General features: G+C 52.9%; 11 protein-coding genes and 5 pseudogenes. 5 read left to right on the forward strand and 11 right to left on the reverse strand.

Annotation, left to right across the window (positions count from 1 at the left end):
- Window positions 1–82: 82 nt before the first annotated feature.
- Entirely contained in the window at window positions 83–2,479 is a 2,397-nt protein-coding gene (locus CHH28_RS10830) for a TonB-dependent receptor (RefSeq protein ID WP_199243888.1), read from the forward strand.
- Between the two features lie 320 nt (window positions 2,480–2,799).
- On the opposite strand, the pseudogene CHH28_RS10835 reads toward CHH28_RS10830, so the two are convergent.
- The 9 genes and pseudogenes from CHH28_RS10835 to CHH28_RS10875 form a co-directional block, all read right to left on the reverse strand.
- A pseudogene (locus tag CHH28_RS10835) lies at window positions 2,800–3,746 on the reverse strand (IS3 family transposase); the annotation flags it as partial.
- An 18-nt stretch (window positions 3,747–3,764) separates the two neighbouring features.
- Window positions 3,765–4,547: pseudogene (locus tag CHH28_RS10840) on the reverse strand (IS3 family transposase); the annotation flags it as partial.
- Window positions 4,548–4,560: 13 nt separating this feature from the next.
- Window positions 4,561–4,989, reverse strand: a pseudogene (locus CHH28_RS10845) (IS5 family transposase); the annotation flags it as partial.
- The gene (locus CHH28_RS20645; RefSeq protein ID WP_094060306.1) at window positions 4,956–5,339 is read right to left on the reverse strand and encodes a transposase; all 384 of its coding nucleotides are present in this window, start codon (window positions 5,337–5,339) and stop codon (window positions 4,956–4,958) included. The gene CHH28_RS20645 and the pseudogene CHH28_RS10845, both read right to left, overlap by 34 nt.
- 97 nt (window positions 5,340–5,436) lie before the next feature.
- Window positions 5,437–5,694, reverse strand: a pseudogene (locus tag CHH28_RS10855) (transposase); the annotation flags it as partial.
- Between the two features lie 81 nt (window positions 5,695–5,775).
- A pseudogene (locus CHH28_RS10860) lies at window positions 5,776–5,934 on the reverse strand (transposase); the annotation flags it as partial.
- Window positions 5,935–6,060: 126 nt separating this feature from the next.
- Window positions 6,061–7,284, reverse strand: a complete 1,224-nt coding sequence (locus CHH28_RS10865) for an ISL3 family transposase (RefSeq protein ID WP_094060328.1) — start codon at window positions 7,282–7,284, stop codon at window positions 6,061–6,063.
- Between the two features lie 644 nt (window positions 7,285–7,928).
- On the reverse strand, window positions 7,929–9,296 hold the full coding sequence (locus CHH28_RS10870) for an RsmB/NOP family class I SAM-dependent RNA methyltransferase (RefSeq protein WP_094060329.1): 1,368 nt from the start codon (window positions 9,294–9,296) through the stop codon (window positions 7,929–7,931).
- Between the two features lie 71 nt (window positions 9,297–9,367).
- The gene (locus CHH28_RS10875) at window positions 9,368–10,387 is read right to left on the reverse strand and encodes a helix-turn-helix domain-containing protein (RefSeq protein ID WP_094060330.1); all 1,020 of its coding nucleotides are present in this window, start codon (window positions 10,385–10,387) and stop codon (window positions 9,368–9,370) included.
- Between the two features lie 112 nt (window positions 10,388–10,499).
- Here CHH28_RS10875 and CHH28_RS10880 point away from each other — a divergent pair, with 112 nt between their 5' ends.
- Window positions 10,500–11,360: a metal-dependent hydrolase gene (locus tag CHH28_RS10880; RefSeq protein WP_094060331.1), complete on the forward strand. Its 861-nt coding sequence runs from the start codon at window positions 10,500–10,502 to the stop codon at window positions 11,358–11,360.
- Between the two features lie 572 nt (window positions 11,361–11,932).
- On the opposite strand, the gene CHH28_RS10885 is transcribed toward CHH28_RS10880, so the two are convergent.
- A complete protein-coding gene (locus CHH28_RS10885) occupies window positions 11,933–12,712 on the reverse strand; it encodes a substrate-binding periplasmic protein (protein ID WP_199243889.1) in 780 nt (259 codons plus the stop codon).
- Window positions 12,713–12,836: 124 nt separating this feature from the next.
- Here CHH28_RS10885 and CHH28_RS10890 point away from each other — a divergent pair, with 124 nt between their 5' ends.
- Together CHH28_RS10890 and tmpT are read left to right on the forward strand one after the other, a co-directional pair.
- Window positions 12,837–13,175, forward strand: a complete 339-nt coding sequence (locus CHH28_RS10890) for a VOC family protein (RefSeq protein ID WP_094060333.1) — start codon at window positions 12,837–12,839, stop codon at window positions 13,173–13,175.
- 84 nt (window positions 13,176–13,259) lie between these two features.
- Window positions 13,260–13,919 (forward strand): thiopurine S-methyltransferase, encoded by a 660-nt coding sequence (gene tmpT / locus CHH28_RS10895; RefSeq protein WP_094060334.1) that lies wholly within the window; start codon window positions 13,260–13,262, stop codon window positions 13,917–13,919.
- A 31-nt stretch (window positions 13,920–13,950) separates the two neighbouring features.
- Here the strand turns inward: tmpT and tsaA are convergent, their stop codons facing one another.
- The gene (gene tsaA / locus CHH28_RS10900; protein ID WP_094060335.1) at window positions 13,951–14,670 is read right to left on the reverse strand and encodes a tRNA (N6-threonylcarbamoyladenosine(37)-N6)-methyltransferase TrmO; all 720 of its coding nucleotides are present in this window, start codon (window positions 14,668–14,670) and stop codon (window positions 13,951–13,953) included.
- A gap of 296 nt (window positions 14,671–14,966) precedes the next feature.
- Between tsaA and CHH28_RS10905 the strand changes: the two genes are divergently transcribed.
- Window positions 14,967–16,559: an OmpP1/FadL family transporter gene (locus CHH28_RS10905; protein WP_157729881.1), complete on the forward strand. Its 1,593-nt coding sequence runs from the start codon at window positions 14,967–14,969 to the stop codon at window positions 16,557–16,559.
- Window positions 16,560–16,901: the final 342 nt, after the last annotated feature.

Below are 16,901 nucleotides of genomic sequence, written 5' to 3' on the forward strand. Positions count from 1 at the left end.
ATGAAAATAGTTTGCATCAGTATTATTTATGAGATTAAATCCGAGCCCGAAAATTGACTCGCTCATATTTTGGGGAAGGGATATGACATTCAGCTACACACCGTTGGCGCTCGCCATCATGACGATGGGCGCACAATCTGCCATCGCAAACGATCAAGACCTCGAAACCGTGGTGGTAACCGGCGGCAAAATTGAACGTAATTTGCAGCAAACCACGTCGGGTGTCAGTGTTCTGGATGATCAGATGCTGGAAAGCAACAACACCTACAACCTCAATGATGCGCTGGTATTAACGCCCAACGCCAGCAACAACGGCCGCGGTGGTTTTAGCATTCGTGGCATCAATGCCGAAGGTGGCCCAACCTCAGATACATCCACTGCCGACACAGCGGGTGTGGTGATGGACGGCGCGTATTTTGATGCCGATATTTTGGAAATGGGCATCGGCCTGTGGGACATTAATAACCTGGAAGTGTACAAAGGCCCGCAATCGACCAGCCAAGGCAAAAACGCTTTGGCTGGCACCATTGTGGTGAAAACCAACGACCCAGTGTTTTATCACGAAGGCTCAGTACGATTGGGTTTTGGCAGCGATAATACGCAAATCTCCAGTATTATGTTGAACCGCGCACTGAGCGATCAGTGGGCGCTGCGTATCGCCGCGGATCGTGTTTACACCGACGGTCAGATCGAAAACGAATTCACCGGCGATGACGACGAAGCCCACGACGAGCACATTAACGGTCGCATTAAATTGTTGTACCAGCCGTCGTCACGTTTCAGTGCGTTGCTGACTGTAGGCCAGGATAAATCAGACCAAGGCGACGACCGTGCCTGTGGCGCCAATAACAGCCGCGAAGGTGTATTTAACTGCGATGAGTTTAAAGCCTTCCGTGATGTCGATGGTCAGCTGACCAATCGCTTTAACTACCAAACGCTGAAACTGCAGGCCGAGCTGGCGCCACAGTGGCAACTGACGTCGGTTACCTCGAATTCATGGCGTGACCGCTCCGAGCGCCAAGATGCCGACAACATGGCGCCGAGCAATTCAGGCTACACGGGTGCCAACAACTTGGGCATTCGCGATGAGTCTGAAGAAGATAAAAGTCTCAACCAAGAACTGCGTTTGAGCTTTGACAGTGAGCAGCTGCGCAGCAGCTTTGGTTATTACTACAGTCAGAGCGAAGAAAAACGCGGCTACGATTTCTTGCTGGCGAACCCACTGGATACGTATTTGCCCGGTTTTTATCAGGCTACTTCCGCTGCGCCTTTCCCACCTTACGCCAATGGCGTCAGCGATACCGTGTTGGAAACTCAGTACACCGATCGCGGCACCGTACGAGAAGCGACCAACCACGCATTGTTTGCCGAACTGGATTACTACCTGACGCCAGACACCACGTTATTGCTGGGCGCGCGATTAGAGCGTGAGACCAACAAAAACTCTGCCGATGTGTCTGCCGTCAATGTAAATCAAGACAATATGATTGCTCTGGGGGCGCGCGCCAATCCATTGTTCTCTGCCATTAAAGCCGGTGCCGACGCTGGCGACCCAGCGTCGCAAGCACAGTGGGCGCTGATTTCCAGCTACATGGCACTGGGTGGTGTCAACCCGGACGATTTGCAAGCCGACAGCCTGAATAAGGTACTTAATGTATTGGCCGCCGCTGGCAACAACACCTCAGAAAAAGAAAACATCAACAATGTGTTTTTGCCCAAGCTCGGTATTCGCCATCAATTTACCGATGATTTGAGCGCTGGCTATGTGCTGTCGCGCGGTTATCGTTCGGGCGGCGTTAGCCTGAACCCGATCAACCCGCAAATGTCGACGGTTGAGTACGATCCTGAGTTTGTGACTAATCACGAGTTGTCGTTGCGCAGCCAATGGCTGAACAAGCAATTAACCGCCAATGCCAATATCTACTACATGAAGTGGAAAGATCAGCAAGTGCAGGTGATTGGTAGCAACATTTATGACCGCTACATCACCAATGCAGGCTCGTCGACGTTAAAAGGTCTGGAGCTGGATATAAACTACCGCGCCAACAATGGCTTTAGCGTATTTGCCAATGCCGGCCTGGCGAAAACCCGTTACGACGACTTTGTAACCGGCAATGCGGATTACTCTGGTAACCGCTTCCAGTACGCGCCAGAAAAAACCGCAGCAGCAGGGGTGGGGTATGACGAAGGCATTGGCTATCGCGCTTTTGTAACCCAAACCTACACTGGTGATGTGTATTTGGATAACGACAACCGTAACCAGTTGCCAGCATACTCACTGACCAACTTGCGCGTTGGCTATGCTGCCACCGATTGGAAAGTCGAAGCCTACGTGAATAACCTGTTTGATCGTCGCGCGAAAACCTACGCCTACGATTACAGCGCGTATACGCCAGCCCCAAGCTTTGTCTTGTACGGTGATTACGTGCACTGGGTGCCTGCGCGCAGTGCCGGTGTGGTGGCACAGTACGACTTCTAAGCGTATGTCACGCAATAAAAAAGCCGCGGTTTGACCGCGGCTTTTTTGTTTCTGCAGTATTTATCCCAGGTCTTAATAAGGAGTCATGGATAGCAGACCTGTATCGGCGAGGAAAACCAGTTGTGCAGTTCGGACTGTGTGCTTCGTAACAGCCCGTTTCTTGACTGTAAAGCTGGAGTTAATCGCCAACCCGATTGCCAACTTAGGCGGCTTACCAAAGCGCGGAAAGTTCAGATACAAGTCAGATAATTGAAGCTGTTGGATTTATGAGCTTGTGTGAGGGTAATCCCCCCATTTTTAACTGACGCTAAAAGTAGAAGTTAGGCTGCCATCAAAGGTGGCTTGCCTCCATTGGCCTTGTGTGGCCGTTTGTGATTGTAAAACCACAACCAGTTCGTTGCATACTCCTGAACTTCCTCAATCGACTCAAACAGGTGCTTGCTGACCCAGCTGTAACGCATTGTGCGGTTATGACGCTCGATATAGGCATTTTGCTGAGGCTTTCCAGGTTGAATGTATTCAATTCGAATACCATGCAGCCTGGCCCACTTAACAAATTCAGTACTGATAAATTCCGGCCCATTGTCACAGCGTATGGCGGCGGGTTTCGGTCGCCATTCCAGTAGCTGATTCAGTGCTCGAATAACCCTGGGGGCTGGCAACGAAAAATCCGCTTCGGTGCACAGTGCTTCACGCCGATAGTCGTCGATAACGTTAAATAGCCGATAGTGACGACCATCCGCTAATTGGTCGTGCATAAAGTCCATTGACCAAATTTGGTTGGGCCTGATGGGCTCCTTCAGTGGCTCAGGCACCTGTCGTTTTAATCGACGCCGAGGCTTAATACGCAAGTTCAATGCCTGCTCACAATAGATCCGATAAACACGTTTGTGGTTCCATGGATGCCCCTCGACGTTGCGTAAGTAGTCAAAGCAAAGCCCAAAACCCCAGTCGCTTTCTGCATCAGTTAGCTTTATAAGTCGGTGGGCGATGTCAGCGTTTTCGTCACTGAGTTTGGGCTGATAGCGGTAACAGGTTTCGCTCACGGCGAATATCCGACAGGCCAGACGAATGCTGATCTTGTGCTCAACGACAGATTGTTGAGCCAGCATACGCCGCGCCTGGGGCTTCACCACTTTTTTGCCATGGCTTCCTGAATGATCTCAGCTTTGAGGCGCTCTTCGGCGTACATTTTCTTGAGGCGTCGGTTTTCTTCCTCAAGCTCCTTCATACGTACTGACCTTTCCCCTGAGTTAGAACCAATCTTTCAATGAGAATTCCAGCATTAGGCTGCCTTCTCTGCAAAGGCAATCGGTGTTAAATAATTTAACGAGCTATGTGGTCGTTCATGGTTGTAGTGGTATCGCCATTGATCGATTTCATATCTCGCTTCTTCAATGCTCCGGAACCAATGTAAATTCAAGCAACTGTCTCTGAACTTTCCGTTCAGACTTTCGACAAACGCATTTTGTGTTGGTTTGCCTGGTTGGATAAAGTTGAGTTTGACGCCAGATTCTTTACTCCAAAAGAACATCGCCTTACTTGTGAATTCGGTGCCGTTGTCACAAGTGATTCCATCTGGATTGCCTCGTGTTTCGATCAGCTGCCCTAGGAATCGAGCAACTCTGGCACCGCTAATCGAGAACTCTGTGAGCTGACCGATCAGTTCTCTGCTGTAGTCGTCCACAACGTTGAGCACTCGGAAGCGACGACCATTGCTTAATTGATCCGCGACAAAGTCCATAGACCAGCGCTCATTAACCTGTTCAGGTAGATCCATCACTAACATTGGTCGAGTGAGCTTCTTACGTTTCTTGGTGCGTACCTGAAGCCCTTCTTCGGTATAGACTCGATACGTTCGTTTCTTGTTAATTACCATCCCTTCGGCTTTGAGCAAGCCGTGAAGTAGCAGATAACCGTAACGGGAGTATTGGGCCGCAAGCTCTTTTAAACGCGCTCTGAGCGCCTCATCGCTACAACCTTTGGCATCGTATCTAAAGCCAGTCCGACTGATGCCTGAGAGACGGCAAGCTTGCCGTTCACTCAGGCCGAATGTCTCGATCAAGTAACTAGAAGCTGTTTCACAACTTCTTTAGCACGATCATCATGCAGGCGGCGTGAAAGAAGGCTCGATACATTGAGAGCTTTCTTTCCCATCGAACCACTAATCGCCGATAATTTCCAAGCCAAGCAAAAGTGCGCTCTACTTTCCAGCGACGGTCGTACCTTCTCAGCTTTCTACCATCTTGCAGCGGCGCTTTTCTCCTGTTTCGACGATGTGGACAAATGAGATCAACGCCCCGTTTCTTTAACGCCATTCGCAGAGGATCAGAGTCTGCCGCTTTATCGTAAATCAAACGCTTCACCTTGCTCTTGCCATAGGAAAAATTTAACAAAGCCTCAATCAGCTTGACCTCCGCCGGTGACGCTGAGCCAAGTGTCAGCCCGATTGGAATGCCTTCGCCATCGACGACTATCATCCACTTCGACCCCTTACCACGCTTGGTTTTTCCAACACCGAGGCCCCTTTTTTTGCGGGTGCAAAACTACCATCAGAAAACGATTCTTCCCAATTTAACCGCGACTGTTGATCTAGAATGCGAAGAAACTTACGCCAGGCTTTGAGCCATGCACCTTGCTCTTCCCAGTACTGAAGGCGGCGCCAGCAGGTACTCGGTGAAGGATAGCGCTCGGGTAGATCACGCCAGCGCGCACCTGAACGTAAGACCCATAAAATGCCCTCGAAACAGGCTCGATTGCTGATAGGTTTGGGACCCCCTTTGCCACGAGGCAGGCTGGGTAAACAAGGCTCAATGTGTGCCCACTGTTGGTCGGTCAGTTCTGAGGTTGAACGTTTCATGGTGGAGGAGTTGAAGCTGATAGTTTTGATTATTATATCGGACTGAAGGTTATGAAACAGCTTCTAGTGACAGGTTTGCGGTCGGCTGGCTTTACCACTTTTTTGAAAGTACATCTTTCATCGCTTCCACTTCGAGTAATTTCTCAGCGAGCAGCTTCTTGAGTTTGGTGTTCTCAGACTCTAACTCTTTCATACGCTTGGCTTCGTTGACTTCCAAACCGGCATACTTTGATCGCCAGTTGTAAAACGTACCTTCGGATATGCCCAGCTCTCGGCAAATATCCGGCACTTTGGTGCCAGCCTCATGCTGCTTGATGGCTTTGATAATTTGTTCTTCGGTGTAGCGCTTCTTCATGACTTTGAAATCTCCTTGGGAGTAGATTATCTGGAAATCTCATCAAGGTCATGGTTTTAAAATCGGGGGAAAGGTCAGTACCATGAGGGAGTCATCCATGCCACCGTATTTGGCTCGCCATTTGTAAAATGTCGCGCTGCTCATGCCGTGTTCACGGCAAAGCTCCGGTACGGGTGTGCCGGCCTCGGCTTGCTTAAGGATCGCCATGATCTGGCTGTCTGTGTAGCGTGATTTTTTCATGCAGAATCTCCTGCGCTTAGGTTGCGAGAAAATTCTACTTTTGGCTGCTGTTATTTTTCGGGGGGATTACCCCAGCTTTTTGTTATTTCAAGAAATATACTGGTTGTATAAGGCTCTTCACTGTACCTAGTGGGTCATTGACATATCGAGCTGTCCGTACCTGAACATAATCAGCGACTTGTACCTGTCTCGATTTCTAAAGCCATGGGCCAGCCTCGCAAGGTTCTTAACATTTTTGTTGACGGCTTCAGCACGAGCATTGGATGACTGATGTTTCATTGCAGTAAGAATACCTTTCAGATGAGCTCTTATGGTCTCTGCGGCTAACTCCAGTGCTTTAATACCGCTGTTTTGGGCCAAGTAGAGCCATTGTGCCCAGCTTCGACGGTTTGCAGGCTCAATGCCCGTCCAGATATCACGGGCCTTTTCTTTTAGCATCCACACGTAAGCTGTTTTTACCATAGAAGTCTGTTGTAGATTGAGTTCATTGCTTTGTTGCACTTTGAGGTTGTGCCGATTCCTTAGCCACAGGTAGCGTGTTTTATGAGAGTGAAGTTTATCTAGAGACGGCTGCTCTTTAAGCTCTGAAAGTCGGGTGCTTGAAACGGCAGTGGTGAGTACTTTGGATACATGAAAGTGATCTATTGAAATCATTTTATTGGCTTTATTACCAAAAAATCGTTTGGTCGCTTCGATGTGTGCTGAGCTCATATCCATCGAGATCGTCCGCGTTTTTTGCAAGCACTGAATTGGAATTGTGCTCAGGCAGTTCAATAAACTGCTTCCGCTGCGACCGTCAGATATTGCGATAACTTGACCATTACGATTTGAAAGAATGGTAATAAAATCGCGTCCTTTTCCAATACAGGTCTCGTCGACAGACAGATGGGTACAATCCACTTCCCAGCGCCGACTTAAGCCTCGTTTTATTGCTTTTTGTATGATTCGATCGACTACCGACCAGCTTGTCTTGAATCGCCGGGTAATAGCTAGAATCGATACTTCCTGCGCCCACTTTAACACCTCATTCTCGAACTTGATTGAGTGGTGTGAGCTGCCATCAGCCCAGGGAACCTGAACCGTTAACACACCATGTTCAGGGCAGTTCACGCGAGGGACTGAAGCTTCGACGATGGTTTTATATTGACATGTGTCGAGATGTCGCCAACGACGTGATCGCTGGTCATACAGTGTGCATTGATTGCCACATACAGGACAGGCCACCCCCTGTGTTTGATCAAATGCAACCGTTACAACAACTTCCGATTCATCGTCTTTCAGATCAACAGAGGTTGCGTGCCAAGGTGGAGATAACTCCAAAATTCGATTGTACAGAGTGAGCTGATCCATCCATAGATACCCTTCCAATAAAGGATCAGTGTATCTGGACCACCAAAAATGGTGAAGAGCCTTGCATAACCAGCATCCCTTTACATTGAGTCTCCAGCCATGTCTTAGCTGATTACTCGCTCTCGCGCCTAGGTTGTCCGCGCCTCAGCAGGCCGCCTGAGTGGGCAATGACTGTGCCCGCAGGGGCTGCCCGGATGGCAGCACCAGCCAACATCCTGCCGGGATGCAGGCTGTTGGCGTTGCGGCGACCACAGCATTGTTAACGAAGGAATCACGGCCTGCGCAGCGCAAAGCAGGGAGTTCGCCGGCCCGGCGTGAGGGATAAGATCCCTCAAGGAGGGCATGGGGTTTGGCGCGAATAAAGTACTTTGTACGCGAGTCCGACTCAATGCTCACTTACCGTTCGTAAGCTGCGCTTGTCGAGGATGCTTTCGCTCACTTTTGGCCTGGCAGAAACTGCCTCGATATACGCTTTCAGTCGCTCGCCGGCCCGGCGTGAGGGATAAGATCCCTCAAGGAGGGCATAGGGCTGTCGGGCTTGAAAACTACCAGCGAAACTTAAAAAACATCCATAAAAAAGCCGCAGCAGTCGCCACGGCTTTTCCTTTTAAGAGATCAGCGATTTAACGCTTAACCGCCCAGAGCTATAAACGCTTTAACTGCGCCACAAACATGGTATCGGCGTCGTGTTCAGGCGCGCCCAGCATGGTTTGCTGCAGCAATTGCCAACCTTCATTTTGCTGCAAGAACTGTGCGATTTGTTGCTCGTTTTCTTCCACTTGCCAGCTACAGGTGGCGTAGAACAACTCACCACCTGGGCGCACGGATTGGCTGGCCAAATGCAGCAGGCGTTGCTGCAGAGCAATCAGTTCTTGGCTGTCATGCTCGTTAAAGCGCCAGCGTGCATCCGGGTTGCGTCGCCAGGTTCCGCTGGATGAGCAGGGCGCATCGATCAGTACTTTATCGAAGCCTTGTTGGCGGGCAATTTCTTTGGGCAATTTGAGTACGTCATTGCCTTCCCAAACGAAGCTGCGAATGTTGAGCAGTTGGCCGCGTTTGGCGCGGCGCTTCAGTTCCGCCAGTTTGTAGTCATGTAGGTCGGTGGCAATGATGGCGCCTTTGTTGTTCATTTGGCTCGCCATGGCCAGGGTTTTGCCACCCGCGCCTGCGCAGGCATCCCAAATTTTCTCACCCGCTTGTGGTTTGATGGCGGCGACAATGTGCTGACTGGCCAGATCTTGAATTTCGATCACGCCGGCTTTGTACAAGTTGGTCATGCCAATGCCAATGCCACGGCCGCCGTGGGCGCACAAGTGTTCGCCGCGGCGTTGCACGGAAATCTTTTCTTGCAGCAGTTCGTTGTAAATCGTTTGCTGATCCAGCTGTGCGCTGTTGGCGATGGGGTTCACCCGCAGCCACAAGGGCGCTGCTTCGCTTTGCTGTGTCAGCCAATGCGTGAGCTGTGCGTCGCTCCAGTGGCTGTACTCTTGACGTTGACGCAAGGCGCTTAACCAGCTCGGACGAATGCCGTGCCACAGCAGCCACTGCGCAGAGAGTGGGCGTTGGCTGGCATCGCGGAATTGGCGAAAGATTTCAGCGCGCTGCTCATAGTGGCGAAAACCATCGGGCCAGCGCCAGTTTTCTTGGCAGCGTTGCTGCACCCAGTGCCATAGGTGTGCGGCGTCGAGCTGCTCTACGTGAGACGGTTGCCACTGCTGGTCCCATTGTTGCCACTGCGCGTCGCTCAGTTCGCTGTCCTGACGTTGCTGATGCTCCAGCGCGCACGCCAGTTGCAGGTAACGCTGAGCCTGAAACATGGCTTGAGCCAATGCCGGCTGCTGGCGCAAGGCGCTGCCTTTGGTGTTGTGCTTGCGCAACCAACGATCGAGCGGCATGTATTCAGGGCGTTGCAGCCACTGTAACCACAGGCCGGTCAGTTCGCGGTAATGCAGGCGATCGTCGGCTTGTGGACGGCGGGTTCTAGGGCGGGGAGAGCGGCTGGTTTTAGGCATGGTGAACTCGTGAAATCTGCAGGTGGGCCTTATACGGAAAATCTAGCCGGATTGCCAGTCTGAGCTAATGATCAGTGCTGTCGATAGGCCGATGGCGGCATGCCGGTCCATGTTTTAAACGCCTTGGTAAAGTTGCTGGCGTCAGAATAGCCCAGTTGCTCGGCTACCTGATCAATGGTGAGTTCGCTGTGACGCAGCATATGCCGGGCTTGCTGCTGGCGAATGTCGTCTTTTAGCTGCTGATAGCTGGTGCCTTCTTGTTTCAGTTTGCGATTCAGCGTGGCGCCGGAGACGTGCAGCTGTGCGGCTACTTGCTCTTGGCTGAGCGGTTGTTGCAGGTGGTCGGCGATTAGGTCGCGCGCACGATCGCTAAAGCTGCGCCGGCCATGCATGTCGCGCAGGGCTTGCTCCAGTTCTTGTTCGGCCATGTGCTCCATGGCGGGGTCAAAAAACGGCAGCGGCGCTTGCAGCGCATCGGCTGGCCAGATTAGGCAGTTATCGCGCTGTCCGCCGCTCACCTGGCAATTGGGCAGCACCTGCTGCTGGCGCATATCGAGGTCATAGCGCAGCGCAATCTCGGTGCGCACCTGTTTGCCCTGTTGGCCGATTAAGGTGCGGCAAATGGTTTCAATGCTGGCCAAAAAAGCAATGACTAAAAATGGTCCGGCGCTGGGGCTGTCGAACCTGGGTTCGATAAACAGTTTGCGTTGGCCCTCGCCGGCGTAGCGCTGAATGGTAAACACCTGGGCGCGGGTTTCAACGTAACGCATGACCTTGATCGCGGCATCGCTCATGGTGGCGCTGTATTGCGCGGCGTAGCCCAAAGCGCCGTGTTTGGACAGCGTCATGCGCTTGCCGTATTCCAGCGCTATGCTGGGCTTGGGCAGCAGCTGGCAGAAGTTCTCTACGCAGCGAATACCGGAGTCATGTCCCACCAGTATGCCGGGGTGCAGCAACAGCTCTTCACGCAGCCCAGTATCCTGCAGCAACTGTTTGGCCGACACACCGTGTTCTAAGGCCAGCTCGGCCAATAAAATCAAATAGTCCGACGAGATGCGGTAATGACCGCGGCCGGGTAGGGCAGTGTTCATGGCTGTGCCTAGTTGTTATTTTTTCACCATTGTCTGCAAGCTTATCACCGGGAGGTAGCGAACACACTGTGCAATAGTGACGGTGTCAACTTTCAGAGTAGGAGTAGGACGGATGAATAAAAACAACACCGTAACCAAGACTCACTCCTCCGGTCACTACCAGCCGGAAATTAAGCCACGCCGCATGGCGTTTGATACCAAAGCACCAGAAAATAAATACACCTTTAATAACAACTCATTGGTCAGTACGTTTTTTTACGCACTGTCGGCACTTTTTCCTGATGGCGAGCGCTTTTTTATTCATTCCGTGCGCCACTATCGCGATCAGATCAGCGACCCAGAATTAAAACAGCAGATTAAAGGCTTTATCGGTCAGGAAGCCCATCATGGTCATTCCCATGAAGCTCTTAATGAGTCGATTGAGTCGCTGGGTTTTCCGATGTCGAAGATTACCTCGGCGATGCAAAGTCGTATTGAAATGTTAAAAAAATTCAGCCCTCCAAGGCAGCTGGCACTGACGGTAGCGATGGAGCACTTTACCGCTTCTTTGGCCGAGTTTTTGTTAAAAAATACCGATCTGCTTGAGCAGATTGACCCCACCATTCGGCAAATGCTGATCTGGCACGCGGTGGAAGAAATCGAACACAAGGCGGTCGCCTTTGATGTCTACCGTACCTGTGTCGATAACGAGTTTATGCGCAAGCGAGTGATGGTCATTGCCATGGTGAGTTTGTTTTCCCGGCTGGCGTGGTATCAAACGCAAATGCTGTGGGCGGATCGTCATTTCCCCAGCTGGCGTGAATGGAAAGAAGCGGCGAGCTTCTTCTGGGGCAAGCGCGGCATTCTGCGCGACAACATGAAAGGGCTGGCCAAGTTTTTCCGCACCGGGTTTCACCCATGGGATATTGATCAGCAAGCCCTGATCGACAATTGGCAGCAGCGTTTTCCGGATGTAGCAGCGCTACAGCGTTAACGCACCTCTGAATAATTCTGCACAGCTCTGCGCGAATGCATCAGGCCTTCAGAATGAGGCGTCGGTGGCAGGAAATGGCCAGCCCTTTTCAACACTGGCAACGACGTTATGGAGGACTGCGGCTCGCGCCCTACGGGGAGCACCAGAGAACTTCGGTTCTATGTTGCTGGTCCTTGCTGTAGCTGGCTAGAGCGGCAAACCAGCTTCGTGATCCAAGGCCCTCTGGCGATCCAGAGCGGGCACCGAATTATTCAGAGGTGCCTTAATTGATCAATTTTGTACAATTCATAGTGGACGGTTCGCGTTAGCTTCTCCCTGACCAACGAGGGAGAAGCCACTATGAAAGCTATGTTGTTATTCGCATTAATGATTTTGTTGTCCTACGGCGTGAATCAATATCATCACAGTCGCATGGAGGCGCCGGTATCTGCCATGAGTCGCTGACGGTTTTGGCGCCTGTACGGGCGATTTCGTAGGCTCATTGTGCCGGCACATTAAGCCGCGCTTTTGTTAACAGACCCTAGCGAGAGTAAAGGGGTTGCCGGTTTGCTGCCGTGCGTTGAGGGCCGTTGTTAATGCACGGTGTCATTTAATTGCTGCCCTGCGGCGCGCGCTGCTTTGTCTACCAATGATTGGTAGCGTCCGTCGCGCTTCATGGCGGCCAACGCCTGATCAAAACGGTCACGGATGTCGGTCAGCTGGCGCTTTTTCGAGAAGGCGATGTAGCTGGGGGTGCTTTGCACCGCAGGTTGCTGAATGTGCAGCCGTTGTTGCAGCTTGCCGTGTTGCAGCTTGCCGTGTTGCAATAATACCCGGGCGCCGTATTCGTTATTCACCCACAAGTCGACACGCGCACTGCGCAGCATTTGCATGCACTGATAGGCGCTGTTGCTGCTGTAAACTTGGGCAAAGTGTTGCTGCTGCATCAGCTGGTCCATGGTGGCGCCGTAACTTACATCATTCACGCGACATACTGATAGCGTCTTCCCTTGCTGGCGCCAGTCGATCGGCGGGCCAGCACGCTGCACCAAGCTGATGCTTTGGGTAAACAGCACCTCGCGGCTGTAGTCGGCAAAACGCTCGCGCTCTGGGGTTTTAAAGGCGGTGAATATGGCATCGGACTGGCCGTGCTCAATCAGGCTGATGGCGCGTGCCCAGGGCAGGATACGAATTTCGATGGCGACACCAAGATCGGCAAACGCCTGTTCCACCAAGTCAACGGCCACGCCTTGCGGCTGGCCATTTTGCGCATAGATATAAGGCGGGTATTGCAGCGTGACCAGTTGCAGCGGCTCTGCTTTGCACAGCGGCCACCAGCATCCAGTGATCAATATCACCACCCAATACCGCACCTGCATCCCCTTTGCCCATTGCCCGGTAAACTGACGTCAGTGCCCCTCATTGTAGCCATCCTCCTTCTTTCAGGAACCTTTGTGTGCTGTGATAGCGCTGACTATTACTAGCAAGGACAGTGGCATGATCAACTATGTAGAATTTCCCGCGCGTGACTTGAGCGCGACCCAGACGTTTTTTGAGCAAGTGTTTGGCTGGCAGTTTGAAGCCTACGGCGAGGCGTATCTGGCGTTTTCCAGCGGCGGCACCGCAGGTGGCTTTTACCACAGCGATAAAGCCAGTCGCATGGCCAACGGAGCGGTGTTGGTGGTGATTCAAGCCGAAGATCTGGAAGCCTGTTTGGCCCGCGTCGAGCAGCACGGTGGGCGTATCAGCCAGGCGATCTTTAGCTTTCCGGGCGGGCGGCGTTTCCATTTTATCGAGCCTAGTGGTAATGAGCTGGCGGTGTGGTCGGAGCAGTAAGTCAGGCTGTGGTGGGCACTGGCTCTGGCGTTTAAAGTGCGCTAGCGTGTGTGCCCTTTTTAAAAGGCATGAACAGGAGTTTGCATGCAGTCCGAGTTTTGGCATGAGAAATGGCAAAAGCAGGAAATCGGTTTTCACCTGGATGAAGTGAACAAAGTATTGCTGAAGTACTGGCCAACACTGAATGCGCGGCCTGGCCAGACGGTGCTGGTGCCTTTGTGCGGCAAATCGTTGGATGTGGTGTGGCTGCGTCAGCAAGGGTTGACGGTGATTGGCGTCGAGCTAAGTGAGCTGGCCATTGCCGAGCTGGCCGACACCATCAGTACTGAGCTGCAACTGCCGGTTGAGCGCGAGCAGCAAGAGCAGGCGGTGGTGTATCGCATGCCAGGCGTCACGTTAATCGCGGCAGACTTTTTCGATTTATCGCCAATGGCGCACGTGGATTGGGTTTACGATCGCGCGGCACTGGTGGCCTTGCCAGAGGCCATGCGCCGCGACTATGCCCGCCAACTGCGTGCGGTTAGCGGCTGTGCGCCGCAGTTGCTGGTCACCTTGGACTATCACCAGCCGAGCATGAGTGGGCCGCCGTTTGCTCTGAGCGATGAAGAAGTGCAGCAACATTACAGCAGCCACTACCATATCGAAGTATTGGAAAGCCGTGAGCTGATCGAGCAAGAGCCGCGTTTTCGTGAGCGCGGTCTCGACTCATTTATTCAGCGCACCTACAAACTGCTGCCACGTTAGCGGTTGCAGCTGTCATCGCTCAGCCACACATTCACTCATTACTCACCGGCTCCAGCCTGAGCACGCAAATGCGCTCTGGGCTGGGGTAATGCCACACCACGTTTAGGTCCCACAACTGTACGCCGTACTCGCGCTCTGGCGTTGGGTTTTGGTAAGCGGGTTTGGGATCTTGTGCCAGGCACTGGGTGATCACCTGCTGCAGCGGCTGCGCCAAACGCGCCCCGTGTTGCTGCGCTTGCTGTTCCGCGGTCGGGCTAAAGTCGACGCGAATAAGCGGTGGCGGTGCGGCGGCAATGTCGTTTTTGGCCGTCGTAATATGATCGGCATAGGGCACGTAGGGGCGAATATCGACAATGGGGGTACCATCAAGCAAGTCCAGCCCGCCCACCAGCAAACGCCCTGGCCGGACCTCCAGCAACTCGACCACGCTCAGCCCTAAGTTGTTGGGGCGGTGCGTTGCGCGCGACGCAAACACGCCCAGTTTTTCATTGCCGCCCAGACGCGGTGGGCGCACTTGCAGATGCGGCTTGTCGTGGTTGGTCAGCGTCTGATGGAAAACAAAGGTCAACCAGATGTGGCTGACCTGTTCCAACCCAGCCACAGCGCGCGCATCGTCGTAGGGCGGCAGCAGCTCCAGTTCGCCTTGGACCGACGGCGCCAGGCTCGGTTGGCGTGGAATGGCAAACTTTTCCGCAAATGGCGTGTGGGCAATGGCGATGGGGCGCAATGAATAGTGGCTGGCTGATGACACGCTGATTTCTCTTGGGTTAAACGGGCACACAGCACAGGTCTTTGTGGTTGGTTTGGACCGTGTGTGCAGACGCAATGGCAGCGCAGCAGTATATCAAAGGCGATTATTCGATCGATATTGGTGCCTTTGCATCACTGCTCTGTTTCCTTATGTTACTCAGATGGCACAAATTGTTACATATTGGCCTAATCTTGGCTGGCATACTCCCGGCGATTTTCCACTCAGCAGGTGCAAAACGGTCAGTGTCATCGATCGGCACCGCAATAAACATAACAGCCAGCAAGGAAAACCCTCAGATGTTAAAGCAAGCGTCGGTATTAGCGACCGCAGTGGCTCTGGCCAGTCAGGCCATGGCGTCGGGATACAAGATCAACGAGCAAAGTGCCAGCGGTGTTGGCAACGCTTATGCAGGCCGTGCGGCCGTTGCTGAAGATGCGTCGGTGGTATTTTACAACCCCGCCGGTATGACGCGTCTGAAGCGTCCGGAGTTGAGCGTGGGTGTGACCTACATCGACGTGAACGGCAGCTTTGAGGGTGAACGTTTAAACAGCGCGGGTGTGCCCAGTGACTTCGAACAGGGCGCCTATGGCGACGGCGGTGACTTTGTCCCGAACCCGACCATTCCTTTTATGTACTACGTGCGTCCGCTGGATGACAAAGCCGCTATTGGATTGGGCATCTTCGCGCCATTTGGTACCCACACGGATTACGATTCCAACGCGCTGGTGGGCGGCTTTGCCGACGAGACCAAGCTGACCACCATTGATATCCAGCCGACCTTTGCGTACCAGCTGACCGACACTCTGTCGATCGGTGTTGGTATCGACATCGTGTTTGCCAGCGGTTTGCTGTCCAAGCAACTTGATACCGTGCCGTTCGTGCCGGAAGCCTACGTTCAAGGTGCGCAAATGCAGCTGGATGGCAGTGGCCTGGATCCAAATTCAGCGGCGTATCTGCAGCAGCAAGCCAAGATCGATGCCATCTCGGGTTTGAACGATCCAAGTTACCTGGGCTACGACAACAAGTTTGAAGTGGAAGGTGACGACCGCGGTTACGGCTGGAACTTCGGTGTGATGTGGGACATCACGCCAGTGACGACCTTTGGTTTTGCCTACCGCTCAGAGATCGACCTGGATCTGGAAGGCACCGCCGAGTTCAAACAAAACCAAGGCGTAGAAATCTTTGCTGCCGAGCTGAAAGGGCACCCACTGCTGGACGCAGACAACAATGGCATTGTGTTGGCTGACGCTGCCATCGCTGCCAAGAACGGCGAGCTGTTTGGTTTGAGCGAAGCTCAGTTGCTGGAGGCGGTACAAGGCTTTAGCGGTGAGGTGAAAGATCAGGACGCACGTGTTCCCCTGACCACGCCACGCTCAGCGACCTTCAGCTTGGCGCACAGTGTGAATGACCGCTTGCAGCTGCAAGGCGGTGCCACCTGGACGGATTGGTCGGTATTCAAATACTTCGACGTGATCGCCACTCGCTCGGGCATCATCGATGACATCAGCGGCCTGGGTGAAAACTACATTGGTCACATCGTGGAAAAATGGCACGACACCTGGTCTTACGCGCTGGGCGCCAGCTATCGCGTTAACCACGACTGGCTGCTGCGCGCCGGTTACGCCTTCGACGAGTCGCCAGTGGCCGAGAAGCACCGTACAGCCCGTGTGCCTGACAACGATCGTCAGTGGCTGACGGCCGGTGCCAAGTACCACCTGAACGACGACATCAGCTTTGATATGGGCATTGCCTACTTGCTGATTGATGAATCGGATCTGAATGAGTACGACTACGACCTGGACGACGAAGTGAAGGGTCTGCAAAACGCCACCGGCACCTACGATATGGATGCCCTGGGTGTCTCGCTGCAAATGAACTACCGCATGTAATTGCCAGTTCGTTTAAAAAACCGGGCCAGTGCCCGGTTTTTTTATGTCTGTCATCTGGGGTGCCGCTGGCTTTTCAGCAAGAGGTTACTCATCTAGGTATGAGGGGCGCATAGTTCTGTTTGTGCTCGGCTGCGAGACAGCACAAAGCCGCAAGGATATAGAGCAGCGCCCGAGGCACTGTGTGACAAGAGATTATGTGCCGAGGAGCCGTGCTGGAGAGGCTGTGCTAGAGAAGCAAGTCGGGTTCCTACTCAAAGGGCGAATGCAACAGCGGCGAACACCACAGTGAGCTGACGTTGCTCTGCCACAAGAGGGTTAGCATTCAGAGAGCGGGCATAAACG

The sequence above is a fragment of the Bacterioplanes sanyensis genome, from assembly GCF_002237535.1.
GTDB classification, from domain to species: Bacteria; Pseudomonadota; Gammaproteobacteria; order Pseudomonadales; family Oceanobacteraceae; genus Bacterioplanes; species Bacterioplanes sanyensis_A.